Raw genomic sequence first — 21,989 nt, 5'->3', positions numbered from 1 at the left:
TCGGGACTGCTCCGGGTTCCGGCGGCTTCCACGGCACGGCTACCCCCCAGAGGCTTCCGGCGGAGGCAGCGCATGCAGCGTGCCGCGACGCTCGCGGGCTGAACGGGACCCTTCGGGTCGCTTACTGTCCGCCTCGTCGGCCTGCGCGAACTGCATCCGCAGACGGGCGCGGTCCTCGGGCGTCGCGCCGAACTTGGCGACCCGCAGCCGCAGTTCGCCCGCCGCCGACATCTCGCCGGACCACAGCCGGGCATGCACCACGGCCGTATCCAGGAGAAAGTCCCAGTCGGTCGAAGAGAAGTGCTCGGCCTGCGGGGACGCCTTCCACATCTCCCACCAGTCCAACGTCCGGGCCGGCCACGAATGCTCGACGAGCTCGCCGTCCTTCATCACCTGAAGCGTGGGCAGATCGGGGGGCTCCGCCTGCTCGAAACGAAGAATGGTCTGGGCGATCGGATCCTTGTTGCCCCGGGCGCGCCGCGAAGGGTCCTTCGGCTGGGGGCCTCGGCCGGCCACGGCCATCACCCCCTTCAGTGCTAGATCAGCGCTGGGAGCAGCTCGGATAGATCGGCCAGCACGCTTGGGGAGTTGCGCCACACCTTGCCGGTCATGGCGATGTACCTGCGGTCTCCGTACACCTCAAAGCCGCTGCCATTCGGCATCGCGATCCGTCGGCCGCTCCTGAGGCTGCCGCGGCCCCAGATGTGCAGCCCGGCCCCTGACTGGCTCACCTCGATGAACGTCTCCGGCACGCGGGCGAGGAGGTCTGCCGCCCACGGTTCAAGCGTTCCGTCTGCGGCCAGGACGTGGTCGAGGTCTATGCAGAGGATGTCGTCGGCGACCGTCAGGACGTAGCCGAGCCCGACACCGGCCCGGCTTCGCGCCGCCGCCCCGTAGTCCGACCACGATGAAGGGTCGGTGACGGAGGCGAACTTGGCATCGGTGCGCAGTGGCACCTTGCGCTCGCTCCATCGCACCCACCGGTCACGAACTCGCAGGTCAACGGGGATCGGATCAACGTCGGCCCGCTGACGACGGCGCGCCCTGTATGCCTTGGCCTCGCACGATCGCGAGCAGTGCCGTCGGTCCGACCGGTGCATCACCGGTAGAGGACCAGCACAGACAGCGCATGATGGGGTCGGCATGATGCCATCATAGCGGCAGCGGCGTGTAGGCTACAAGGCTTTGACCTGCACAGATGCACTACATTCAAGGCATGGGCCGATGCGACGGTCTAGACCGCCAGTACATAACCGCAGGTCACGGATCCCCCAGACCCGTAGCCGACCTCAGCGTGTATACGGTCCCGATCCGAAGAAACCGCAGGTGGGGGACATACTCCCAGGTCAGAGGCATGATCCGCGATGGAGATCACTTGGATCACCTAAGCGATCACCGGACGATCAAGACGGCCGCAGAACCCCTAGGGCCTTAACGGATACGTCTAAGCCCTGAGGCATCTCGCCTAGACGATCACTAGTCGATCACCGTTCTCGATCTTCCTCGACTTGATCATTGATCACTTCGAAGACCAACAATCGATCACTCTTACGCGATCACCATCGCATCACCATGCAGTGCATGCATGCCTCACCCCGACCGCTGCCCTGCCCGTGCCCTACCCCCTGCCACCTGGGGTGGGTGGGCGGCATGGGTGGCGGCACCGCCTGCCCTCACCCTCACTGGTCGGTGTCCACCTGCACCTCATGGGTCCATGCGTGTGCCCACACATCGGTCGCGTCCGCGACCAGAGTGATCGGCTCGCCTGGTCGGCGTGCAGGATCGGAGGTGAAGGTGACAGGGGTCGGGCTGCTGCACACGCAGCATCGCGAGTACGCAACCGCTGGCATCAACGGGTCCTACGTCGGCCGACGTTACGGCGGTCGCCTGGCCAGACTCCGGTGCGCTCGAAGTGGAGCCTCGCGCAGTACGCCTTGGCTCTTGGTCCGAGGTACTTGGCCAGCTGCTTCGAGCAGCGCGTGTGGTCCCCGCGAGTGTTCCAGCGGATCTTGGCTGATCCTGCCCCCGTCGCCCAGTACGTCTTGAGCTGGGCGGCGTTGCCTCGCCGGCTGCGTCCGCCTCGTCCCTTGCTCGCCACGTGGATCACTCCTCGTTTGGCGCGGGCTTCTGGTCTTCGGGCTCCGGGTCTTCGTCTACCCGCTCGACTCGTAGGACTTGCGCGGAGGGTATTGCGAGCACGACGTGGGTTCCGCCGGTGAGGTCGTGTTCTCCGAAGGGGGTGTGGTCTTTGAAGATGACCCAGCCGTCGGTGAACTGGACGGTGAGCCTCGGGTCTTCGATGAGGGTGTCGTCGCCACGTCGTTCGGCGTGGACGATGAGATAGCGCGGCATGGTCACCGCCTCACAGGAGTCCGGGGTGCCGTTCGCCGGGCCTGATCCGTCCGGGCTTGGGGTTGGCGCGCTGCGCGTCGTTTCCCTCGCGACTGCTCTTGCGATCATGGCAGGGGCCGCAAACTCCCTGAAGATCGGCAGGCCCGTGAAGGTCTGCCTTCGCCACGATGTGATCGCAGAAACGGCTGGGCCGCACGTCGCAGATCTTGCAGATCGGGTCGCGTTCCAAGATCCGGGCCCTGATCTTCGCCCACCCGGACGGGAGGCGTTGCCGCCTGTTCGATCCAGACCAGCCGCCGCTCATGGCGTCGTCGTCCCGTAGGTGTCGTCCCGGTACTTGGCGAGGGCCTCGTGCACGCGATCCTCGCTGCTGTCGTGGGAGTCCCACCATTCGACGGCTTTCCACACGTCGCTGAGGCGGGCGAGGCGGACACTGGCGCGGGTCTCCCACTGCCGGTAGAGCACGAGGAGTTCTTCGGTCTCGCGTGCCGCGTCTTGTGCGTAGCCGAGGCCTGCGAGGCGGCTGGCCATCTCTTCGAGGTCCCAGCGTCGGGCCTGGAGATCTTCGAGGTCGGCGGCGGCGAAGAGGTAGTTGTAGCTGCCGCCGCTCATCGCAGACCTGCCCGCAGATCGGCCTGGGCCTTGCGGATCTCGTCTCGCAGCTGCTCGCGGAACCGTTCGAACTCGCCCTCGACGTGGACCTTGAAGAAGAGGGGGTGGCCGTTCTCGTCGACGGGTACGTCGTTGGCGGGGATGTCGACGGTGTCGGGGGTGACGATGACGCCGCGTGCGCCAATCTTGTCGGCGATGTCCTGCCAGTGGTCGCGCCACGTGGTGTCGGCGCCGAGGATGTAGCGCTGCGGTGCGGTCTCGTCGATGACGAGGACGAACGGCGGCCGGTCGTCGCTGCTGCCTTCGGGGAGTTCGAGGATCTGGATGCGGGCCATCAGGCGTCCACCGCCTCGTAGGTGGCGGCGAAGACGTCGTCTCGGCAGGGGTAGAACTCGCCCTGGACTCCCTTGAGTATCCAGTCCCCGTACTCAAACTTGACCCACGTGTCGTGCAGGCGGTCGTAGACGGTGAACTCGCGGTCGACGTCGTTGAGCTTGACGAGGCCGTTCGTGAAGTCGATGAGCATCTGCATGGGCTCGTCTTCAGTCCAGCGGACGGCATCGATCTCTACGGGCTTCTTGCGGTAGCGGGCCATGGGCGCGGGCCTTCCGATGTGGGGTGGTCAGTGTTCGTGGAGCCGCATGATCAGCTGGCCTTGCCAGGTGCGGAGTTCGGTGTCGGTGCCGTCGCAGTCCTTGATCAGGCAGACGGTGCGGTCGCGACGGAGCTGCGGATCTGCCTTGACCTGCTGGCCGATGCCGAGTTGGCGTTCGAGCCGGTCGATCAGGGCGTAGTCAGGGTGCTCATGGCGCGGGCCTTCCGTGGGGTTGGGGCAGTTCCATGAGGTGCCAGACGAGGTGGCCGCCAGGCGCGATGGTGGTACCGACGTACATCACGTCGTCAGGCATGGGGTGGCCAGTGCCGTAGACGCGGAAACCGCGCCGCTTCACGGGCCCGTCGGCGTGGATGGCCCACAGTTCGACGACGTAGATGTCACGGCAGTCGACGTGGACGACATCTCCGGTGAGGTCGAGGGCGTGCCACTGGTCGTCGACGGGGATCTCGTAGCGGTAGATCGAGCGGGCCACGGCATCCCCTTCCGGTTCAGGCTGTGGCGTGAGCGTGCTCGGCAACGAGCGCCCGAAGTTCATCCGCCTTACCGGTGGCGTCGACGTAGCGCTGGCAGAGCTGCCCGTTGGCGACGTGCTGGGGGCTGCCGAGGTCGGACTCTTGCGGATGCCACAGGTGCGTGATTGTGCCGTTGTGGCGGATGGTCGGACCGATGAGCGCGTCGGCCGCGATGCGGTAGGCGGCATCCTCGAAGCCCCAGCCGGTGAAGCGTTCATCCATGCCGCCCGCCTGCCACCAGGCGCCGGGCTGGATGACGAGGACTCCGCCTGTGGCCCATTCGTGGGCGAGGTCGGTCGAGCACTTGTCCGCTGGGGCGCCGGTGAGGTAGGCCTGGGTTCCGTCGCGCGACAGGCCGCGGTACCAGCTGTACGGCAGGTGCAGGACACCGTCTGAGGCTGCCGCGATGGCCGCGTACAGGGGCTCCGGCTCAGGGAGGGTGTCGGCGTCGCAGAGGACGACGACGCCTGCCCCGGCCGCTTGGGCTTGCCGGATGCCTTCGTTGCGGGATCCGGCCCGAGAGAACGGCTGGTGCCCGCTGTCGACGTCGAGGTGGATCGCGTCGGGGAGCAGCGCCACGAGGTGGGCGCGAACGTACTCGTGGTGGGCGTTGCGCTCGGCCGTGCCGGGCCGCCACGGGATGACGACGGCGACGCTCATGCCTGGTACACCGGCCAGGGCCGGTCGACGTCCAGACGAGTCAGGCCGAGCTGCGTCGTGATGTCGTCTTGCTGGTCACGTGACCAGGTGGTGACGCCGATCCACGCCTCGGTTTCGGCGGGATCGTCGGCGGTAGGCCAGTCGAGGACGAGAACGCCGCCCTTGCGCACGATGCTGCGCAGGCGCCCGATGAGCTGCTCCCCGGTCTCGTAGCTGTGGTGGATGAGGACGGCGAGGCAGTACACGGCGTCGAACTTGCGGCGACCGAGATGCTTGCTCAGGTCGGATCCGTCGGACTGGAACGTGGCCAGATCGGGGGCATGTTCGGCGAGTGCGGCGAGCATGCGCGGTGAGGCGTCGACAGCGGTCACGTCGTAGCCCAGCTTGCTCAGCGGAATGGCGACGCGGCCGTCACCGCAACCGAAGTCGAGGGCCTTCCCGCCGGCCGGGATGTCGAGGGCGAGGAGGTCGGCCTGCGCCTGCCCGCTGCCCCAGTAGGCGTCTTCGCTGATGCCGCGTGTGGGGTGGATGGACGCGGTGGCGCCAGGCTGGTCCCATGCTGCGATGACATCCTGGGGATTCACAGCGATCCCCCCTCTCCGCGTGCGGCGAGCCAGCGGCGGACCGCCTGATTGTGGCGGGCGTCAGCGAGGGCGTTGTGCTCGCCACTCTCCTGCTGCGGCAGGTCGTCCCAGGCGAGGCCCTGGCGGGAACGCTCCTGCTGAATGTCGTTGGTGAACATCGGCACGCCATCGGGGAGGTCGATCATTCGCCCCCAGAGCTGCGCGAGGGCGACGTGGTCGTAGGCGCCGTAGTTGGCCCACAGCTGGACGGCCGGCCCGGCCGCACGGATGAAGTCCATGACGTCGTCGGCGATCCGCTCGCGACGCTTCACGATCGGGTCGGCGTAGTCGAACAGCCAGGACTTCGGGACGTGGTTGCGTCGGTCGCCGTGCCCCTTCGGAAGGCTCGGCACGACGTGCTCCATCAGCCACGCGTGCTTGCGGATCTTCCGGACGGGCATGTCGCGGTTGACGGCGTAGTACTCGCGGCCGTCGTCGCACACCATGCCGATGGAGATCAGTTCGATGGTGCGGCCGTCCTCCAGGAACTCCAGGTCGTAGTCGATGACGCTCATGACTTCCTCCCGACCCGGATGGTGGTGACGCCGGGCTGGTCGGGCATGTAGCCGTGCGGGTCGATGACGATCGAGCCGGCCGGGAAGTGGTACTGGAGGAACACGTCGTGCCGGGTGGCGATCACGAAGACACCGGGCTGGTCGGGTGCGAACGAGCCGCCCGTGTCGACGTGCGGATCCCAGTGCTCCAGATCGAGCCCGCGTCCGCGGAGTTGATGCGCGAGGAGCAGGGCCGGGCTGCCGCCGGTGAGGTCGGAGCCGGGCTTGTACGCCTTGCCGAGGATGCAAACGCCGAAGCCGGTTTGGTCGGCCCACTGCTGGGCCAGGTCGGCGAGCCACTCAGACTGGGCTTCGCGTGCGCGCACCATGTAGCCGAGCACGTCGGTGGACAGGTCGAGGCGTTGGGCGAGCCACGACATGGCGATCAAGTCCCGGGGGTGGCAGTGGCCGCCGTCTCCCATGCCGCCGCGCATGTACTTCGCGGAGACGACACGGTCGGTGGCCGCGGCGAGCGCGTCGGTGACGGCGTCGCAGTCGGCGCCGGTCTTGTGGCAGATCTCCATGAGCGCATTTGCCACGACGATCTTTGTGGAGATGACGACGTTGTAGGCGACCTTTGTCAGCTCAGCCGACTCGATTCCCATGATCTGCGCCGTGCGGTCGTGGACCGTGGCGTGGATGTCGAGGACCGGTTCGACGTGCCGGGGGTCGTCGGCTCCGAGGAGTACGAACTCCGGGTTGAGGTAGTCGGCGATCGTCGTACCCATGGCGATGAACGCCGGGTTGTAGACGAGCGTCGTGAACTCGTTGAGCAGCGGCCGGATCAACCGGTTCATCGTGCCGGGCAGGCAGGTGGAGACGACAGCGATTGTGATCGGCTTCGCCTGCAGTGCCGCAGACCGGCACAGGTCACGAACGGCCTGGACGAGATGCTGGTATTCGAAGTCGCTGGGCTCGTCCGGCATGGGCTGCTCGCCGCCGTAGGCGGGGCTGTGCGGGGTCTGTACGGCCACGAAGACGACACGGTCGATGCTGGCCACGACCTGCAACGGCGTGGACGCCAGGGTGAGTTCGGCGCTCGCGAGGAGCGACTCGATGCCCTCTTCTTGCGGTGGCGGGGTCTCGCCTCGGAGGATCCGTCCGGGCCGCGGCGAGGGGTCGTAGCCGATGACGTTGTGGCCGCCGTGCTTGGCGAGGGTGAGGGCGCATACGACGCCCAGTTTTCCGAGGCCGATCCATCCGACTGTGCTCATGTGGGGTTACCTTCCGGGGCGCGGGTCCGGGCGCGGGCCCGACCGTTAGGCGATGTTGAGGAGTTGCTTGAGGGCGGCGACGTCGTCGGCGCGGGCTGCGTCCATGGCGGGGCTGCCGTAGTCGGCGGTGCGGTAGCCGGCCAGCGATTCGGCGCGGGTCTGGTCGTCGTGCCCGCCGGTGAGGTCAGCCCGGTCGTGGAGGACCTCGATCTGGACGCGTTCGTGCAGGCCCAGGGTCTGGCCGAGGTATTGGATCCACGAGTCGCAGTGCGGCGACAGGGACACATGACCGAGGTGATCGGTCCAAGCGCGGGGCCAGACCGGGAAGGTGTTGCAGGTCGCGATGTCGTTGCTGTGCGGCCACAGCACGCTGGGCTCACGTTCCTCGACGAGCCTGTCCCAGCCTTCGGTGAGGATGCGGGCGTCGTCGTTCCACAGCATCAGCCAGTCCCCGTCGGCCTGCTCTGCGAGCCGGTTCACGTACTTGTGGAGCCGCGGGTAGCCGTAGCGTTCCGGGGCCGTCCAGACGCTGGCCTGCCAGGGCAGCGAGACCTGCAAGGTGGGCCGGTCGTCGGGGTCGGCGGCGATCAGGATCTGGATGCCGCCTGGCTTGTCTGCCAGTTCGAGGAGTGTCGCCACCGTGTCCGCGAGTGGCTGGGGTCGGCCACGAGACGGCAGGAGAACGGAGATCAACGGTACGGGCTCCGTTCAGTAGACCTTCAGCAAACCAGTCCGGTAGACGGGGGTTTCTGATCCGCCCGCGAACTTGATCCACACCGTGTAGTCGCCCTCGACCAGCGTGGTCACACCACCGTTGGGGCCGATGAGGATCCGTCCGTGCGGGGCGACCCACTCGCCCGTCAGCCAGTCCTCGGCGACCGGGCTCGTATCGGTGAGGAGAAACGCGAACTGCGGTGGTACCGCCAATTGGATTGTGGTTCCGCCCGACTTCGCGACGACGGTGACCTTCACAAACTCCGTGCTGATGGCGGCTAGATCCACGGCTCGCTCACCGTCCATCCCCCGCGGGGCTCGCTGTACTGGACGGTGATGTCGTCGGTGTCGACAGCATCGGTGCGTGCGCTGAGTTCGCTGGCGCCGGAGAGTGACGCGGAGGCGCCCGCCGTCTGCACGCTGGTGGCATCGAGGTTGGACTCCGCGCTCAGGCTGCCGGCGACGACGATGGAGCGGGTCGCCGCTGCGGTCTGCGTGCCATCGGCCGTGAGCGCAGCCGACCCGAAGTAGGTGCTGGCGCTGGAAGCCGGGGTGTTGACGTTGTCGATCTCGGCGAAGTTGGTGGTGCCGTTGGTGCGGAAGCTCCACAGGTCGAGGGCGCAGGTGTTGATCGCTGCGGTCACCCAGGCCGGGGTCGCGAGGGTGCGGCGGTTCGTCCAACTGCTGCCGTCGGTCGATGTGTCCCACAGGACGTTCCCGCCGGTTTCGCGGATCCGCAGCCACAGGTGCGTGACCGCCGAGTAGGTGAGGCTGACCGCGGCCCCGTCGAAGTAGGCGACGTTCGACTCGCAGCGGATCGTCCCCGCCGCGGTGTTGATGTTGAAGGCGAGGTTCGTGCCAGCCGTATTCGTGATGATGCTGAACACAACCTGCACTTCAGGGCTGCCGCCGTTGGCCGCTGGGGCGGTCGGCACTTGGAGGTAGACAGAGCTCCCGGCGAGCGTCCACACCTTGGCGGTCTGGTAGCCGGAGTAGTTGCCTGCCACGCACGGGAGGCGAGCCCGGCCGCCCGTCTCGGTCACGCCGCCGTAGGAGTTTCCCCAGTCGGGTCCGATAATTCCGTCGTTGAAATTGTCGACGAGGGTGGAGAGCAGGGCCATGACTCACCCCGCGATCATGAAAGGGCGAATGCCAGCGTGCCCGCGGTGATCTTGAGCTCATCCCCGGCCAACAGCGTGCGGCTCGCGGCGAGCGGCCCGTACCAGAGGCGGATCGGCACGCCTGCGGAGTCCCAGACTTCGACGCCGACGAAAGTCCCGGCGGGCATGCCCGTCCAGACGAGGTCGGCGGAGTTGGAGGTGGCGCCCGACGCTGCGGCACCGACGGTGAGGTTCTTGCGCACGTAGCTGCCGCCGGTCGCTTCAGTGCCGGCTGCGGAGTCGGATCCGTTGGCGGTGACGAGTGCGACCTTCAACGGGAGGGTGGGGGCGGTTGTCGCCGTCCCCATGATCCAGTCGAGGCATCGATTCTCGGCCGTATTGGTCAAGTTGTCCGCTATGTCTACTGCCCTCCTTTCAGGTCAGGTGACGCCGAGGTGGCCGGACACGCGGGTGATGTTCTCGGCGCCCGGCGGATCCACGGACACCCAGACGCGGTAGTCGCCGCGGGCGAGGACCAGTTCACTGCCGGGGCCGATGAGGAGCCGCGCGTCGCCGCCAGCCCACTCGGCGGTCTTCCATTCCGCGCCGGACGGGTTGTCGCGGTGCGCGACCGCCGCGATCCGCACCGGGGATCCGGTCAGGTCGACTCCGACCGCGGCCGTGACCGGAATTTTCAGGTACTCAGTGCTGCTGGCGGGGATCTGCACGCACCCACCTCCCGGTCACAGGTACGGCGGGTGCACGGTCCATGCGGATGTGTACGGCTCTCCCACCGCCCAGGGGCTGTAGGGGGCGCCGACGGTGAGGATGACGTCCTCGTTCTCGACGAGGACGGTGCCGCTGGCCGTGAGCGTCGCCGTGGCGACGAGCCCCGCGTTACCGGTGGCTGCCGTGGTTCCGGCTACTGCGAGGGCCGCTGCTGCTTGCAGGGCGGCCTGTGAGACCGCACGACGCTCGCCTACCGCGGCTAGGAGCCCCGCCATGTTCAGGGCGGCGGCTCCGACTACGGGCGGCTCGCCCAGCGTTCCGTCAGCCGTCAGCGCGGCCGTGACTGCGAGGGGGCCGTCACCGCTATAGGTGACCTGCCCCTGCGCCGCCAGAGCCGCCGCGGCCTCGAGGTCCGCCGCGGTGACGACGCCGCGCTGTCCTGCCGCCGCAAGGGTCGCGGTGGCCGTGAGGCTGGCCTCGTCGACCGCTGCTGTCTGCCCGGAAGCGTCCAGGGCTGCCGTCGCGGTGAGCACCGTGTCCGCTTGGGTGGCGCGTACTCCGCTCGCCGCGAGGGCAGCGTTCGCGCCCAGCGAGGCGTGGCCTGGGTGGTTCACGAGCCCGTCGGCGACCAGGGACGCCGACACCTCGAGGCCCGCCGCACCGGATGCGGCACGAACACCACCCGCGGTCAGGCCAGCTGCAGGAGTCAGCGCCGCTGCACCTGCTGTGGCGCGCACGCCCGACGTGGACAGGGACACAGTCGCGGCAAGAGCCGAGGAGCCGACGGCGGCACGCGTACCGGCGGCGGACATGGTGGCGGTGGATGCGAGTGCTGCATCGCCCGTGATGCCGCCGCTGGCGGCCGGGGCGAGCGCGACCAGACCGGCGAGCCACAAGCCCGACGTGTTGTTCGTGGCGGCTGCCGCGGACTGGCTGCCGTCTGCCGGTGAGATGCGGTAAGCCGACGCCCACGGGGCGACGTCGGCGATCTCGGTAAAGCTGGTGGGCGGGGTGTGGGACGCCACCCCACCGGCGAGCGTGTGGACGTGCCAGGCCAAAGCCGCCGCGTTGACGGTGGTCACCGTCAGGGTGGTGATGCTGGTACCGGTCCCTGTCGCCGACTGGAACGGCGCGGTGGCCAAGTCGAGGGCCGGGTCGACGCCGTCGAAGAATAGTGCGCTGAGCGCCGACCAGCGGCCTCCGGTCCACGAGAACGTAAACGTCGTCTCTGCGGCGACCTTCATCAGGTAGACGAGGGTCTGGCTGTTGCCGGATGTGATCGTGCCGCGCAGTACCGCACCGGACTGGGGTGTCACCGCAGGGAAGCTGGCGGCTTCGTTCCATCGGGCCAGCCAGAAGACCCCGACGGCGCCAGCGTTGACGCCGCCTGGCTTCGAGACCGCCCTGGATGAGGCGAGTGCGTCGCTGCCGGTGTTGGCCTGGGCGAGGTAGGTGGTCATGCGGACCGCCTCCGGTCAGGCCGTCAGGCAGCTTGCGGCGTGAGGCTGGCGCCGAGCGTGGCGAGCGAGAAGGAATCCGCGGACGCCCACGCCTTCGATGCCGTCAGCGCCACCGAGAACAAGAACGTCCCGGAACTGCTGGCCGTCCACACCGAGATGTGGGTGAGCGTTTCCGACGTGCCGCCGTTGGTCCACGCCGAGGGCGGGGTGCCCAGCGACAGGGCGGAGCCGGCGGACGAGTCGGAGAACACGAAGCTGTTGCGGGTGGTGGAGCCGACGCTGACGTTGGCGGTGCCTGCTGCGCCGGGGTCGCCGGTGTGCAGCTGCACGAACGTGCCAGCGACAGCCGTGTACGAGGTGCCGCCGTTGCCGGTGGTGCGGAGCGTGTCGAGCCAGCCGGACACGAGGCCGGGGGCGAGTCCTGCGGTCATCGCTCGGCCTCCTCAGGCTCAGGCTCGGTGGTGTCGGGGTGGGCGGGGGTGACCTCGCCGGAGGCTTCGATCGTCAGGGCGTAGGTGTGTTCGTCGGGCATGCCTGCCTCCCGCGGCAAGAGGGTGATCAAGGAGCGCCGCCGTTCCGGAGTCGAACCGGTACTGGCCAGCAGTGGACGACAGCCCTCGTCTGCCGACGGCGTCCTCGTCTTGGGGGTGTCCCGCCGCCTGGCATGGGTGAAGTGGGCGGCGGGACGAGGGGCGGGAGCACCGGGACCGCCCCGACTGGGGGTTGCGTGTCCGCCCGGCCCCCACGGCCGGGCGGACAGCGAGGGCCGAGCGCGGGGGGGTGCGCTACAAGGCCCGGCCTGCGCGACCACCGTGCGCAGGGGCTTCAGGCGGCGAGTGGAACCGAGCCGCCGAGGACCGGGGGTGTCGCACCAGGCGCGATGAGTCTCAACGTGTCCTTGTCGCGGACCGCTTCAGGGATCTCGTCGATGTCGTAGAGGACTCCGTTGCGGCGCCTGCTGTAGTCGTGGTGTCGCGTCAGGCGGCCTTCCGAAGCCCAGCGCCGGATAGTCGCGGCGGGGCGCCCGGCGACGTGAGCGGCCAAGTCGAGGGGGATGAGCAGGCCTGGCATTCGACCACCCCCAGGCACGCAAAAAGGGCCGCCTCGCGGCGACCCCTTCAAGACAGACAAGTCCAACTTGAAACAGAATATGCTCGCGCAGCTCAGAGGGCAAGGAGTTCTGTAACGGTCGCTTCAGCAGCCTCGCGGGAGACAAGTGACGCGTGAGGGATATGAGGTACGCCCTGCTCCTCGCGCAGTACGCGGATATGAGCGATGAGTTCAGAACCGGGCGTGAAGTACTCGCGACCGACGTTGCGGTCTCGGAGGGGTTCGAACTGTGTGTGCCGGAGGCCTTCGAGTTCCTTGTCTCCAGGTTCGACGGCGAGGACCGCGTCGGGCATCAAGGAGTCGAATCGCGCGCGTGGCCGGGTCGTTGTACCGATCTTGATGAGTGGGCCGCGCAAGATGTAGTAGACGATGCCGGGCGATTCCTTCCACGCCCTGGCTTCCTCGCGCCGGACCTTCCATGCCTCGGCGGCTTCCTGAGCTTCACGCGCCTGGGCTCGCTGGAATGCCCTGCGTTCTTCTTCCTTCGCCTTGGCCTGGCCGTGCTTCCAGTGGATGAACTTGACCGCGTTGTCGGCGACGGTCTGGTCGATCTCGATTCCTGCCCGGCGCTCCATCTCCAGGTGCATCGAGATGTCGTAGTAGTACGGGTCTTGCGGGTCCACGAGGTGCCGGAAGGGCAGCCTGATCCGGTCTTTCTGGCTCCGCTGGTGTTCGTGCGCGGGTATGAACGGCCTGCCTTGGCTCACGGGGCCCACTCCTTCCCCTGGTGGTCGGGGTGGTCCACGAACGGGCGAGTGAGGTCGCGGAGGACTCGGCGCAGGGTCGCCGTGCGGGCGCGCCCCACTTCTGATTCGTGATCCCATGCCGGACCGTGCGCGGAGTACTGCTCCGCCGCTTCCTCGTGCATGTCGATCAGTGCGAGCTTCATGTTGAGGTCTGCGATCACCTCTTGGGGGATGCGACAGTCGCACTCTCCGGAAGCCCCGGCGGAGCGGCAGCGAGAGCTATGGATCAGGTGCGCCTCGTCACGGCGTTCCGTGTACCGGGCTCGGAGAAAACGGATGAGGTCCCTCACGGCGCCCACTCCTCCCCCTTGTGATCCGGATGCCCTGCGAAGGGGCGGGTGAGAATACGGAGAGTCCGACAGGGGTACTTCAGCCCCCACTCGTGCACCTCGTAGCCCTGAGAGCATTCCTTGCAGGTGACGTGAGCCACCGCACCGCCACACGAGTCCGGCGCGTGCAGGTCGACGAGGGCGAGCTTCGCGTCGCAGTCCGCGATGACGTCGACGGGATCGTTGGCGGCGATGTGCTCGGTGGTGGCCCGCAGTTGCCTGCCGCTGAGCGCGAACCCTTCGGCGACGGCGATCCCGTCCATGGCAAGGACTTCGTCGCTCTCTTCGTTGACGTGCCACGGTCCGGGGCTGGCCGACAGGGCGAGCGCCCGCCGCTCCGCATACCGGGCCCGCAAGAAATCGGCGATCTCGCTCACTGCGGCATCCTCAGGTGGGGGTGTCGGCGCGGCTGCCGCTTCTGGAGGTCAGCGAGGATCCGCTGAAGTTCTTCGAGCGGAGGGGCCGTGCTGTCGGGAATGGGGGCCTTGGCTAGGAGTTGACGGTCCACGCGCTGCATCTCAGCGATGAGCGCGCACTCTAGGCCGACCCGGATCCTCTCCCCGAGGCTCATGACCACCTCCACGACAGGTAGATAGAGATCCCGGAGACGATGATGGTGGCAACACCGATGACGATGGCCGCTACTGCGACGATCACGCCGCCACCCCTGCCGCTTCGGCGAGTACCTGCTCCTGCGCGGCGCGGAGTTGCCGCCACTCCCCCAGGGTCTCCCACCGGGTACCGCAGTTCCCGCACCGGACGCGATGCGAGGCGGCGGACGCGGTCAACTGCTGGCGGCAGTGGCCGTCGTCGAGCTGGACGGGGCACAGGCCGATCTGGACGCGGCCCGGCTTGCGTTCGTCGTTGACGATGGCCGCGCACTCCGCGTGCAGAATGCGGACCGCCTCCACGTCGTCGCCCACGGACTCGTACCCGCCGCACGCCCACAGCAGGTTGTCGGCCAGGAACTTCGCGAGCGGCGGGATGGCTTGGGCCGGGGAGCCGCGCCACGGGGCGACCGTCCAGCCGAGCGCCTGCCGCCACGAATCCTCGATCGCGGACAGCCGAGCCGCCACCCCGCCGGGCCCGACGAGCGCGAGGACTTCCAGCCGGGGCGGGATCGGCGGGGTCTTGCTGCCGCCAGCGCCGCCGTCTATTCGCCGTGCACCCCGCATGAGCGACGCCGTCGTATCCAGCTGCCGGAACAGTGCGGGGAGTTCGACGACGCGGGCCAGTGTCTTGTCTTCGCAGGGGCGGCAAACCCAGCGATCAGTCTCGGAGACCCACAGCTCCCTGCCGCAGCCCGGAGCCGTGCAGGTGGGCCACGAATAGTCATCCAGCGTGGGGTGGTCGTGCACGGCAGGCTCCTCGCGGTGGTTCGGGAAGCAGGGTGACGGATGAGCCAATTGTTGCACTAGGTATTGACTTTGTGGGCCGATGGCACAGTCGAGAGCGAGGCAGCGACTTCTGGAGATCCCCTCACGCCACCCCACCCACCCCGTCACACTCACTTCATGGCCGTCCGCTACGGAGTCCACGCAGACACCCAGCGGGAGTGCCAGCAGGCGCTAGAACTCCTGTGCACCCAGCTCGGGTTAGAGCCCGCGCTGCTGCCCCGGCAGGTCACCGACGATCGCTGGATGGCCCGTGCCGTACCGCGCATGACGAAAGCCCCGGCCGGGGAAACCGACCGGGGCCCTGTCGTGTCTGGCTAGCCGAGGGTACTGGCGAGCTCGCCGTCCTCGGCTTGCTTCGCAGTCAGCTGGAGCGTGCCGCGGTGCGACACCTCGACCTTGTAGAACTTCTCGCCCCTCGGTACGTCGTCGACGGCAATCTTGTAGGTGCAGGTGCCGTAGGTGACGGACTTGCTGTCCCCGAGACGGCCGGTGGCGAGGACGTCGCCTGATGCGCCGTACACGGTGACAGATGTGCCTTCTCGAATGTCGTCGTAGCCGCCCGTTCCTGCACAGTCGCCATCAATGTCGAAGGCGTCTTCGGTGAGGGTGAACTTCCCCTTGAGGGTGAACGTGGACGGTTCGTCGGAGCCTTGGCTGGCGGTGATGGCCCACGTCGCGCCGACAAGTGCGGCGCCGATAGCCACGCCGGCGAGGAGTACGGCGAGCGGGCTGCGCGGTTTGCCCGTCACTGCGGTGGGGGGTGCGGCAGGCGGCACGGGTGGCTGTGCGGGAAATTCAGTGGTCATGGTCCCCCCAGAGATTGGTCGTCCGCATGTGATGGACACGTGGAGACGGGGCAGGGTTGCACTGCAGATCTGTTCGACAGGTACGGTCAACGCGGCGCCCCCTCCGCGCTGCATGCGGAGGGGGCGCCGTCGTGCGGGTCAGGCGGCGGGTGCGCGGTCGCCGGTCTCGTCGAGGGTCGGCTGGTGGTCGGGGTTCTGGCAGTCGCGGATGTGCTGGATGAACCGCTCGTCGGCCTCGATGCTGATCTCGCACAGGGGAACGCCGGCGGCCATTGCGGCGTCGACTGCGCCCTGCTGCTTTTCCTGCAGCTGCCTCGTGGGCGCGCCGGCCCGCAGCGCCTTGTCGGTCTCCGTCGTCAGGTAGACGGCCCGCTCCTTCAGCGCGGCGGGGGTGGCCATGAGGTTCTCCTTCACTGCTGGTTGTTGGTCTTGGCCCACACGCCGCGGGTCGACGTGTGGACGTTGCGCTGGTCCTGGTAGACGGGGCCATGGTTGTGGATCTCGGGTTGCGGTGGAGGGGCGGCGCTCATGATTCGCTTCGCGGCCCGGCCGACCGCGATGACGAGGACACCTGCGCAACCGATCGCGATGGCCACCCACTTGAGGGCTTCCGGGTCGGCGTGGCCGCTCGACCACAGGAAGAGGCTGGCGACCAGGCCGGGAGGGACGGTTGCGCAGCCGGCGTACAAGCACAGGCGGCCGATCTGGGTGATGCGCGGGTCCATGGGCGGGATGCCGGGCTGGGCCACAGGCGGGGCGTCTCCGATGACCGGGGTCGGGCTGTCGTCGCGGAAGTACGTCTGCCGGATCACGTCGTTGACGGCCGCCTTGAGGACGGAGTCGGACAGTGGGATGCCGGTGGGCTCGGTCTGTCCAGCCGCAGGTGCGGCGTGGACCTGGTGCCGCTGGGGCTGCGGACTGGTCATGACGGTGGGTCTCCTCAGGTGAGTTGGATGTTGGTGGCGGTCCAGGGGCGGTTGGTTTTGCGGATGCCGTCCTCGCGGATCTTGTCGGCTACGGCGGTGCGGGCTTCGGCCTCGCTTCCGGCCTTGACGGTGCCGGCGCATTCGCCGTCGTGGTGCTTGCCGTTGCTGACCTGGGCGGTGAAGTCGTAGGTCTTCTTCACGGGGTCTCCTTGGTCCGTTGCCGGGTATCAGGCCGCGACTCGTCCGCCGGTGCAGGAGCCGCACCGGATGACGACTTGCCGGTCGTAGTCGGTGGTGGCGTCAGCATTGAGGACGAACCGGTAGGTAGTCCCGAAGCACTTCGGGCACTCGCCGGGCATCGCCTTGCGGTCCTTGTCCTGGGTGACCCATTCGTGGTCGGTGAGCCCGGAGTGCTGGTTCTTCTCGTCGGGGTCGCTGCTGACGGGCTTGCGGCGGTGTTCCATCAGCGGATCATTGGGGTCGTAGGGGCTGGGCGGCCTGTGGATCTCGTGGTCGCTGATGTCTCGCGGGCTCTTCGCGGGCGGACGGCCCTTTGGTGCCGCCTTCTTCTTCTGGATGGTGACCGGTGCTACTTGGATGGCTGCTTCTGAGGCTTGGGCGTACCAGGCGCCGCCGACGGTCTTCCCGCCGTGCTTCGCCTTCTCGTGGGTGCGCAGGGCCTTGGTGGCTTCTTTGGCGTCGCGGAAGCGCGGCTTCTGCTTCCAGCCACAGGGACAGGAGCAACCGACGAGACCGGTCTTCTTAGCCTCGCCGAACCGGCTGCTCTTGTAGATCGCCCACTTGGAGACTTTCTTCTTCGTGGGGCTGGCAGGGCAGGGCTTGGAGCCGGTGAAGCTGCCGTCCTTGCCCTTGGTGAAGATCTGTCCGTTGCCGCCGCACTTGGTGCAGCCTTCGTGGGTGGCGCGGAGGATCGCGGCGTCCTGGCGGGCGCGGACGGTGTCCTTGTGGGTGACGATCTGATCGGCCGCCTTGAGTGCCATCCAGGCGCCGAGCCGGGCGTGAATCGGGCCGCTGCGGGGGACGCGGACGCGGGTGGTCGTCTTCTTGCGCGTGGTGGTGGTCCGGCGCCGCGTCGCGGTGCTGCGGGCGCGCGAAGTGGTCGTGCGGCGGGCCGGCTTGCGCTTCGCTGGCATGAATGGGGCTCCTCTACGGGTCGATCGTTTAGTGATGGTTTGCGAAGTGCTCGCGAGGTGCTCGCTAGTGCTCCACTGCAGGTCACACCCGCTCGGCCCGCTGCTCGCGGGGTGCTCGGGCTCACGCCGAGCAATTGGCCGAGCAGTTGGTCGAGCGGCTGTGACCTGCGGTCGAGCAGTGCCGAGCGCCTCGCGAGCAGTGGACTTTCTAGGTCAAAGCGGTCAGCGCGTCGATCTTGTATCCGCGGGGGTTGGTCAGCCCGTCGATGTCGCCGATCGGCACCGGGGCACCCACGCCGACGTCCCGGAACGCTTTGCGCAGATCGGCAACGGTCAGGGCCCCATAGGTGTCGGGGTCGAACCGAGTGAGGGCTTCCGCGAGCGGCTCGGGCCGGATCCGCTCCACTTCTGCATCCGCCATCACCTCGATGGCATCCACCACGATCTGCCGGTCGCCCGGCACCGGGCCGCGAGCAGCCCCGTCGCCCGCGAGGTGCAGCAGCCCGGCCGCGGCGAGCGTGTCGCGGTCGAACCACGGACGGCCCGCGGCCACGCGGTCCTTGACGGCCTGCTCGATGTTGCTGCGGGAGTGCTCGTTCCACCCGTACAGCAGCGGCCGGTCCAGGCCGGGGCCTTTGATGTAGGACTGGCCTGCATCGTTCTTGATGTCCTTGTTCTGGGCGGGCACGAGACGGTCGGGCCGGTAGCCCTTGGCGGCGGCGCCCTGGCCGAAGACGATGCGGATGTCGTCCCATCGCGCGGCCAGCATGATCCGCAGGGTGAAGGAGTCGGCGATCGCATCGCCCATGGCGTCGCTGGTGGCGTCCTGGCCTGCGGCAACGGGGAAGATGCCGGACTGCTTGGCCAGGCGCAGCAGTTCGATGAACAGTTCCTTGCCGCGCGGGCTGAGGTAGATGTACTCGTCGACGAACGGGAAGATCGCCGGGTGTTCGCGGGTGGCCACCCATGTATCGCCCATGCGGAGCCGGTTACGGACCAAATTGCGACCCTTGGCCATCTTGACCAGGTTCGCCAGCCACTCCTCGCACGCCTTGGTGCCGCGGATAGGCGGGACGGCCATGACGCCCTCGAACTCGCGCAGCCCGTCCTTCACGGGGTCAAGGTCGAGGCCGATCGCGTTGTGGCAGGCGGTGATGACCTCGGCCAGGTCGCGCAGCACACCGGTGGTCTTCGCCGCTCCAGAGACGCCGACCGCGAGGATCCGCAGGCCCTCCAGGATCAGGTCGAGGGCGGACCCGTCCATGCAGTAGCCAAAGTTGTGCGGGTCGGTGATGTCGAGACTGTTCGGGGCGTGAACCACCGGCTTGGGCATCTTCGCGAACGGGTTCGCGGTGATCAGTCGCAGCACGATGTGCGCCGCTTCCTGCGCATCCGGGTCGATGAGGGTGCCACCGGACTTGATGTTGAAGTGGGCGTCCAGCTGCTCCGCCGCCGCGTTGACCTTGCCGGGCGTTGACCCCTTCAGGATCACGTCGATCTCCCAGCCCCACTCACGGAACCCGAGCACCCGCACGCTGCGGGTACCGATGCCTTCGTAGGCAAGCGCCCGGGACACGCAGTCCTCGACCATGCCCGGGGACTGGCAGACGGCAAGCACAAACGGCTCGTCGGAGTCGGGGTCGTCCTGCTCGGCGATGAACTCGCCGGCCGGGATGTCGGGCCGGTTGGCGCGGTAGCGGCCATACGCGGTCACGGCGCCGCCGACGATCAGACCTGATCCGGTGGGCGGGATCGCCATGGACATCCCGACCGGATCCATGCCGCCGGCGGTGATGAGGGCGATCCAGCCGGACAGGTTGAGCGCCCCGGCGCCGCCTGCCGTCCAGCCGAGGAACTTCCAGCGCGAATGCCGCTCAGTCTTGACCTTGTTCCAGTCGGCGGTCTTCTGCATGCCGCCCATGACTTCCTGAAGGTCGTGGCCGCGCACGTACCGCCAGCCCAGATAGGACACCGCGCGTACACCCGTGCCGAACCAGCCGAGCATGGTCCCCGTGCCGCGGGCGGAGAGGCCGACCGCGCGGCCGGTGACCGCAGCGACGGTCATCGCCGCGCTGCCGACCTGACGGAGGACCGGGGGCCGCGGCTCGTACACGGCGACGACGCCGGGAGCGATGTCGTCCTCGTCCCCGAACTCGATGCCGTCTGGGTCGACGAGTTCCCCGGGCACGATCTTGTCGAGGTCCCAGTCGGCAGGCAGCTGCTGGCGCTGGTCGAGGCTCATCGCTGCTCCCTCTCACGGTCGTTGGAGCGGCGCTTCGTCTCGCCTGCCGCGCGGCGTGCAGCCTCGTGGTAGCGGGGCGTATCACCGGGCTGACGGACCGGCGGAACCGGCTTGTATGAGGAGCGCGTGCGGGGGTTCTTGATTTGGATCGCACGCTGGCCGTTCATGGTCTTGCTCGCCCCGTTCACGGAGCTGTTGGTGCGGGCCAGTTCGACGCGCTTCGCGGCAGCGTTGCGGGCACGGATCGTCTCGGCGGATTCGCCGGGGTCCGTGCCTTCGATGTCGAGGTGCGCTCGCCGCCACACCTGCTCGGTGACGGTGGTCTCGCCGACCGCTGCTGCGATCGCCAGGGCGTGCTTCCACACTCGCGGGAACGTCGCCTCGCGGTCCGCAGCGAGTTTCGCCGCAGCCTGGCTCTCGGCCTCCTGCGCCGCCTTCTCCGCGGCCTGGCGGCGGGCAGTCTCGGCGGCTTCCCGCCCCGCCGCTGCTTTCGCCGCCTTCTCCTGATCCCTGCGCTCCCGGCGGGTCAGCACGCCATCCCGCTTGCGGATCCGGCCGTGCTCGTGGAGATCCCACACGCCGGGGCCGGCGATCGATGCGAACGCCGTCCCGATGGCCGTCGCGGGGTCGAAGGCGTTCAGGCCGTGCCACAGGTTGATCCCCGCAGCGATGAAGGCCAGCAGCCAGGCGATCACCCGGTAGTGCCAGGCCGGGCGGCCGTGCGCGACAGCGGACGCGGCGCCCTTCTGGACGACCCAGGCGCCGCCCTCCAGCATCAGCGGGGCCGCCATCAGCCAGAGGGCGTCACGGTCATAGAAAGCGTTGAGCTGCACGGGCAGAGCGACGATCGCGCAGACGCGGTAGAAGTTCAGGGCATACCTGCGCCACCGCCCGTCGGCGACGGAGATCTCCTCGGCTGCCTCCTCCATGGCCCTCTTGTCGGCTTCGTCCTGCTCGGCGGCTGCCGCTTCGGCCCGTTCGGCGTCGACGCGATCCTTGTTGGCCTTGGCGATACGCGCTGCACGGGCGGCCTGCTCCTCCTCGAAGCGGGCCTCGCCGCGGTCGTTGGCGAGCTTCAGCTTGCGCGCCTCCTCGATCGCCTTGATCTCCTTGGCCTTCGCTTCGGCTTCGGCGGCGATACGGATGGCTTCGGTCTCGGCGTAGCTGCGGGCACGGATCGCCGCGGCCTCCGCCTCAGCAATGGCATCCGCCTTCACGGCCGACGCCGGCTCGGGTTCGCGCTGCTCCTCGACAGGCTGGGGTTCGGCTGTCACGGGCCGCCAGTCCCCGATCACGGGCATGGTCGGCCGCTTGTGGCCGTTCATCTGGGGCGGGCTGACGGTCATGGCGTGCGGTGTCCTTTCAGGATCAGGCGCGGACGCGGCGGTTGACGGCGACAGTGGCGAGGAAGGCCGCAGCGACGGAGACGAGGAAGCTGACGGCCACCGCCACCTGCTCCTCCGCACCGAGGCCGAGCGCCGCGAAGTGCACGGCGATCAGCACGATCAGCGACGGGAGCAGCAGTGCCAGGAACTGGGCGGGCGTGTAACGGCGGGTGAGGAAGCCGAGGATCTGCACGTCACGCCCCCGGCTTCGGCATCGCCCGGCACTTCTCGGCGTGGGCGTTGGCCTCGTCGCGTGATTTGACAGGCGTGTTCTCGGCGTAACCCCAGCCCAGCTCGCGATCCCGGCCGCCTGCGTCGCAGCCACGGCAGATCCACTGAAAGCCTGTGCGGTCGAAGTCGTGGGCCGATCGGCCAGGGGTGGCGTACCGGTGCACCGTCCACGCCTTCTCGTAGAGCTCGACAGAGGCGCCACCCCGCGTGAGGAATTGCATCAGGACGTTCGGCTCAGACATGGCGGGCTCGACGGCGGTCTCCTTGCGGCGGGTCAGGAACGGGGGGAGCGTGAGCAGCGACATCAGCGGTCTCCTCGGCTGCGTCGGGTGGTGGTCTTCCTCCAGCCGAGCGGCCCCGGAAGATCCATGGACGTGGTGCGCCGTCCGGTCGACGAGATCGTGTGGCGCGGTCCTCCCCGGCCGCCCAACGTGATCGACCAGCTGCGCCGGTTGATGTTGAGCCGGACGCCGGGGAAGATCCGGAAGCTCTTGCGGAACGTGAGCGGCATGGCTGT

The 21,989-nt window shown here is 68.3% G+C and carries 33 protein-coding genes; all 33 read right to left on the bottom strand.

Translation table 11 applies throughout. The features are described 5' to 3' along the window. Positions 1-39: 39 nt before the first annotated feature. The gene (locus ACWD02_RS15840; RefSeq protein WP_451210034.1) at positions 40-522 is read right to left on the bottom strand and encodes a phage terminase small subunit; all 483 of its coding nucleotides are present in this window, start codon (positions 520-522) and stop codon (positions 40-42) included. A 14-nt stretch (positions 523-536) separates the two neighbouring features. Then, the gene (locus ACWD02_RS15835; protein ID WP_451210030.1) at positions 537-956 is read right to left on the bottom strand and encodes a hypothetical protein; all 420 of its coding nucleotides are present in this window, start codon (positions 954-956) and stop codon (positions 537-539) included. 1,147 nt (positions 957-2,103) lie between these two features. Further along, complete coding sequence (locus ACWD02_RS15830) at positions 2,104-2,352, bottom strand: hypothetical protein (RefSeq protein WP_451210027.1); 249 nt, start codon at positions 2,350-2,352, stop codon at positions 2,104-2,106. Between the two features lie 300 nt (positions 2,353-2,652). Then, positions 2,653-2,964: a hypothetical protein gene (locus ACWD02_RS15825; RefSeq protein WP_451210025.1), complete on the bottom strand. Its 312-nt coding sequence runs from the start codon at positions 2,962-2,964 to the stop codon at positions 2,653-2,655. Beyond that, positions 2,961-3,299: a hypothetical protein gene (locus ACWD02_RS15820; RefSeq protein ID WP_451210022.1), complete on the bottom strand. Its 339-nt coding sequence runs from the start codon at positions 3,297-3,299 to the stop codon at positions 2,961-2,963. The genes ACWD02_RS15825 and ACWD02_RS15820 overlap by 4 nt, the downstream gene beginning before the upstream one ends. Further along, positions 3,299-3,559, bottom strand: a complete 261-nt coding sequence (locus ACWD02_RS15815) for a hypothetical protein (protein WP_451210020.1) — start codon at positions 3,557-3,559, stop codon at positions 3,299-3,301. The genes ACWD02_RS15820 and ACWD02_RS15815 overlap by 1 nt, the downstream gene beginning before the upstream one ends. 208 nt (positions 3,560-3,767) lie before the next feature. After that, positions 3,768-4,052, bottom strand: a complete 285-nt coding sequence (locus tag ACWD02_RS15810) for a DUF7352 domain-containing protein (RefSeq protein ID WP_451210018.1) — start codon at positions 4,050-4,052, stop codon at positions 3,768-3,770. Between the two features lie 16 nt (positions 4,053-4,068). Beyond that, positions 4,069-4,752 carry a galactosyltransferase-related protein gene (locus ACWD02_RS15805; protein WP_451210015.1) on the bottom strand — a complete coding sequence of 228 codons (684 nt, stop codon included), beginning with the start codon at positions 4,750-4,752 and terminating at the stop codon, positions 4,069-4,071. After that, complete coding sequence (locus ACWD02_RS15800) at positions 4,749-5,336, bottom strand: class I SAM-dependent methyltransferase (RefSeq protein WP_451210011.1); 588 nt, start codon at positions 5,334-5,336, stop codon at positions 4,749-4,751. The genes ACWD02_RS15805 and ACWD02_RS15800 overlap by 4 nt, the downstream gene beginning before the upstream one ends. Beyond that, entirely contained in the window at positions 5,333-5,890 is a 558-nt protein-coding gene (locus ACWD02_RS15795; protein WP_451210008.1) for a 3'-5' exoribonuclease domain-containing protein, read from the bottom strand. Before ACWD02_RS15795 ends, ACWD02_RS15800 begins: the two co-directional genes overlap by 4 nt. Beyond that, positions 5,887-7,143: a hypothetical protein gene (locus ACWD02_RS15790; RefSeq protein ID WP_451210006.1), complete on the bottom strand. Its 1,257-nt coding sequence runs from the start codon at positions 7,141-7,143 to the stop codon at positions 5,887-5,889. The genes ACWD02_RS15795 and ACWD02_RS15790 overlap by 4 nt, the downstream gene beginning before the upstream one ends. A gap of 45 nt (positions 7,144-7,188) precedes the next feature. Beyond that, the gene (locus ACWD02_RS15785) at positions 7,189-7,836 is read right to left on the bottom strand and encodes a glycosyltransferase family 2 protein (RefSeq protein ID WP_451210003.1); all 648 of its coding nucleotides are present in this window, start codon (positions 7,834-7,836) and stop codon (positions 7,189-7,191) included. Positions 7,837-7,851: 15 nt separating this feature from the next. Continuing rightward, positions 7,852-8,145: a hypothetical protein gene (locus ACWD02_RS15780; RefSeq protein WP_451210000.1), complete on the bottom strand. Its 294-nt coding sequence runs from the start codon at positions 8,143-8,145 to the stop codon at positions 7,852-7,854. Further along, the gene (locus ACWD02_RS15775; RefSeq protein WP_451209998.1) at positions 8,136-8,978 is read right to left on the bottom strand and encodes a hypothetical protein; all 843 of its coding nucleotides are present in this window, start codon (positions 8,976-8,978) and stop codon (positions 8,136-8,138) included. Before ACWD02_RS15775 ends, ACWD02_RS15780 begins: the two co-directional genes overlap by 10 nt. A gap of 14 nt (positions 8,979-8,992) precedes the next feature. Further along, a complete protein-coding gene (locus ACWD02_RS15770; protein ID WP_451209995.1) occupies positions 8,993-9,364 on the bottom strand; it encodes a phage tail fiber protein in 372 nt (123 codons plus the stop codon). A 33-nt stretch (positions 9,365-9,397) separates the two neighbouring features. Continuing rightward, a complete protein-coding gene (locus ACWD02_RS15765) occupies positions 9,398-9,685 on the bottom strand; it encodes a hypothetical protein (protein ID WP_451209993.1) in 288 nt (95 codons plus the stop codon). Between the two features lie 15 nt (positions 9,686-9,700). Continuing rightward, the gene (locus ACWD02_RS15760) at positions 9,701-11,146 is read right to left on the bottom strand and encodes a hypothetical protein (protein WP_451209990.1); all 1,446 of its coding nucleotides are present in this window, start codon (positions 11,144-11,146) and stop codon (positions 9,701-9,703) included. 23 nt (positions 11,147-11,169) lie between these two features. Further along, positions 11,170-11,577, bottom strand: coding sequence for a phage tail fiber protein (locus tag ACWD02_RS15755; RefSeq protein WP_451209988.1), 408 nt, complete (start codon positions 11,575-11,577; stop codon positions 11,170-11,172). A gap of 394 nt (positions 11,578-11,971) precedes the next feature. Then, positions 11,972-12,217, bottom strand: coding sequence for a helix-turn-helix domain-containing protein (locus ACWD02_RS15750; RefSeq protein ID WP_451209986.1), 246 nt, complete (start codon positions 12,215-12,217; stop codon positions 11,972-11,974). 92 nt (positions 12,218-12,309) lie between these two features. Continuing rightward, positions 12,310-12,963, bottom strand: a complete 654-nt coding sequence (locus ACWD02_RS15745) for a hypothetical protein (protein WP_451209983.1) — start codon at positions 12,961-12,963, stop codon at positions 12,310-12,312. Then, the gene (locus tag ACWD02_RS15740; RefSeq protein WP_451209980.1) at positions 12,960-13,292 is read right to left on the bottom strand and encodes a DUF6221 family protein; all 333 of its coding nucleotides are present in this window, start codon (positions 13,290-13,292) and stop codon (positions 12,960-12,962) included. The genes ACWD02_RS15745 and ACWD02_RS15740 overlap by 4 nt, the downstream gene beginning before the upstream one ends. Further along, the gene (locus ACWD02_RS15735; RefSeq protein ID WP_451209978.1) at positions 13,289-13,708 is read right to left on the bottom strand and encodes a DUF6221 family protein; all 420 of its coding nucleotides are present in this window, start codon (positions 13,706-13,708) and stop codon (positions 13,289-13,291) included. The genes ACWD02_RS15740 and ACWD02_RS15735 overlap by 4 nt, the downstream gene beginning before the upstream one ends. 276 nt (positions 13,709-13,984) lie before the next feature. Beyond that, positions 13,985-14,689, bottom strand: coding sequence for a hypothetical protein (locus ACWD02_RS15730; RefSeq protein WP_451209975.1), 705 nt, complete (start codon positions 14,687-14,689; stop codon positions 13,985-13,987). Positions 14,690-15,042: 353 nt separating this feature from the next. Further along, positions 15,043-15,534 carry a hypothetical protein gene (locus ACWD02_RS15725; RefSeq protein WP_451209972.1) on the bottom strand — a complete coding sequence of 164 codons (492 nt, stop codon included), beginning with the start codon at positions 15,532-15,534 and terminating at the stop codon, positions 15,043-15,045. 138 nt (positions 15,535-15,672) lie between these two features. Next, entirely contained in the window at positions 15,673-15,933 is a 261-nt protein-coding gene (locus ACWD02_RS15720) for a hypothetical protein (protein ID WP_451209970.1), read from the bottom strand. An 11-nt stretch (positions 15,934-15,944) separates the two neighbouring features. After that, positions 15,945-16,460: a hypothetical protein gene (locus ACWD02_RS15715; protein ID WP_451209967.1), complete on the bottom strand. Its 516-nt coding sequence runs from the start codon at positions 16,458-16,460 to the stop codon at positions 15,945-15,947. Positions 16,461-16,474: 14 nt separating this feature from the next. Next, complete coding sequence (locus ACWD02_RS15710; RefSeq protein ID WP_451209964.1) at positions 16,475-16,660, bottom strand: hypothetical protein; 186 nt, start codon at positions 16,658-16,660, stop codon at positions 16,475-16,477. Between the two features lie 27 nt (positions 16,661-16,687). Beyond that, the gene (locus ACWD02_RS15705; RefSeq protein WP_451209961.1) at positions 16,688-17,614 is read right to left on the bottom strand and encodes a hypothetical protein; all 927 of its coding nucleotides are present in this window, start codon (positions 17,612-17,614) and stop codon (positions 16,688-16,690) included. Positions 17,615-17,822: 208 nt separating this feature from the next. Further along, positions 17,823-19,856 carry a hypothetical protein gene (locus ACWD02_RS15700; RefSeq protein ID WP_451209958.1) on the bottom strand — a complete coding sequence of 678 codons (2,034 nt, stop codon included), beginning with the start codon at positions 19,854-19,856 and terminating at the stop codon, positions 17,823-17,825. Further along, a complete protein-coding gene (locus ACWD02_RS15695) occupies positions 19,853-21,202 on the bottom strand; it encodes a hypothetical protein (RefSeq protein ID WP_451209956.1) in 1,350 nt (449 codons plus the stop codon). The genes ACWD02_RS15700 and ACWD02_RS15695 overlap by 4 nt, the downstream gene beginning before the upstream one ends. A gap of 22 nt (positions 21,203-21,224) precedes the next feature. Then, positions 21,225-21,434 carry a hypothetical protein gene (locus ACWD02_RS15690; RefSeq protein ID WP_451209954.1) on the bottom strand — a complete coding sequence of 70 codons (210 nt, stop codon included), beginning with the start codon at positions 21,432-21,434 and terminating at the stop codon, positions 21,225-21,227. A gap of 1 nt (position 21,435) precedes the next feature. Next, the gene (locus ACWD02_RS15685; protein WP_451209952.1) at positions 21,436-21,777 is read right to left on the bottom strand and encodes a hypothetical protein; all 342 of its coding nucleotides are present in this window, start codon (positions 21,775-21,777) and stop codon (positions 21,436-21,438) included. Then, entirely contained in the window at positions 21,777-21,983 is a 207-nt protein-coding gene (locus tag ACWD02_RS15680) for a DUF4236 domain-containing protein (RefSeq protein WP_451209950.1), read from the bottom strand. Before ACWD02_RS15680 ends, ACWD02_RS15685 begins: the two co-directional genes overlap by 1 nt. Positions 21,984-21,989: the final 6 nt, after the last annotated feature.

Source organism: Streptomyces sp. NPDC002853, assembly GCF_053591915.1.
The sequence above is the reverse complement of the archived record's forward strand: the minus strand, read 5'-3'. Positions and strand labels throughout refer to the sequence as shown.

What these genes read in the sequence shown, in the direction of transcription:
- ACWD02_RS15840 (WP_451210034.1), bottom strand. Translation starts at nt 522, where the DNA reads ATGGCCGTGGCCGGCCGAGGCCCCCAGCCGAAGGACCCTTCGCGGCGC.
- ACWD02_RS15830 (WP_451210027.1), bottom strand. Translation starts at nt 2,352, where the DNA reads ATGCCGCGCTATCTCATCGTCCACGCCGAACGACGTGGCGACGACACC.
- ACWD02_RS15825 (WP_451210025.1), bottom strand. Translation starts at nt 2,964, where the DNA reads ATGAGCGGCGGCAGCTACAACTACCTCTTCGCCGCCGCCGACCTCGAA.
- ACWD02_RS15820 (WP_451210022.1), bottom strand. Translation starts at nt 3,299, where the DNA reads ATGGCCCGCATCCAGATCCTCGAACTCCCCGAAGGCAGCAGCGACGAC.
- ACWD02_RS15815 (WP_451210020.1), bottom strand. Translation starts at nt 3,559, where the DNA reads ATGGCCCGCTACCGCAAGAAGCCCGTAGAGATCGATGCCGTCCGCTGG.
- ACWD02_RS15805 (WP_451210015.1), bottom strand. Translation starts at nt 4,752, where the DNA reads ATGAGCGTCGCCGTCGTCATCCCGTGGCGGCCCGGCACGGCCGAGCGC.
- ACWD02_RS15795 (WP_451210008.1), bottom strand. Translation starts at nt 5,890, where the DNA reads ATGAGCGTCATCGACTACGACCTGGAGTTCCTGGAGGACGGCCGCACC.
- ACWD02_RS15790 (WP_451210006.1), bottom strand. Translation starts at nt 7,143, where the DNA reads ATGAGCACAGTCGGATGGATCGGCCTCGGAAAACTGGGCGTCGTATGC.
- ACWD02_RS15775 (WP_451209998.1), bottom strand. Translation starts at nt 8,978, where the DNA reads ATGGCCCTGCTCTCCACCCTCGTCGACAATTTCAACGACGGAATTATC.
- ACWD02_RS15760 (WP_451209990.1), bottom strand. Translation starts at nt 11,146, where the DNA reads ATGACCACCTACCTCGCCCAGGCCAACACCGGCAGCGACGCACTCGCC.
- ACWD02_RS15755 (WP_451209988.1), bottom strand. Translation starts at nt 11,577, where the DNA reads ATGACCGCAGGACTCGCCCCCGGCCTCGTGTCCGGCTGGCTCGACACG.
- ACWD02_RS15750 (WP_451209986.1), bottom strand. Translation starts at nt 12,217, where the DNA reads ATGCCAGGCCTGCTCATCCCCCTCGACTTGGCCGCTCACGTCGCCGGG.
- ACWD02_RS15725 (WP_451209972.1), bottom strand. Translation starts at nt 15,534, where the DNA reads ATGACCACTGAATTTCCCGCACAGCCACCCGTGCCGCCTGCCGCACCC.
- ACWD02_RS15720 (WP_451209970.1), bottom strand. Translation starts at nt 15,933, where the DNA reads ATGGCCACCCCCGCCGCGCTGAAGGAGCGGGCCGTCTACCTGACGACG.
- ACWD02_RS15715 (WP_451209967.1), bottom strand. Translation starts at nt 16,460, where the DNA reads ATGACCAGTCCGCAGCCCCAGCGGCACCAGGTCCACGCCGCACCTGCG.
- ACWD02_RS15705 (WP_451209961.1), bottom strand. Translation starts at nt 17,614, where the DNA reads ATGCCAGCGAAGCGCAAGCCGGCCCGCCGCACGACCACTTCGCGCGCC.
- ACWD02_RS15700 (WP_451209958.1), bottom strand. Translation starts at nt 19,856, where the DNA reads ATGAGCCTCGACCAGCGCCAGCAGCTGCCTGCCGACTGGGACCTCGAC.
- ACWD02_RS15695 (WP_451209956.1), bottom strand. Translation starts at nt 21,202, where the DNA reads ATGACCGTCAGCCCGCCCCAGATGAACGGCCACAAGCGGCCGACCATG.
- ACWD02_RS15685 (WP_451209952.1), bottom strand. Translation starts at nt 21,777, where the DNA reads ATGTCGCTGCTCACGCTCCCCCCGTTCCTGACCCGCCGCAAGGAGACC.
- ACWD02_RS15680 (WP_451209950.1), bottom strand. Translation starts at nt 21,983, where the DNA reads ATGCCGCTCACGTTCCGCAAGAGCTTCCGGATCTTCCCCGGCGTCCGG.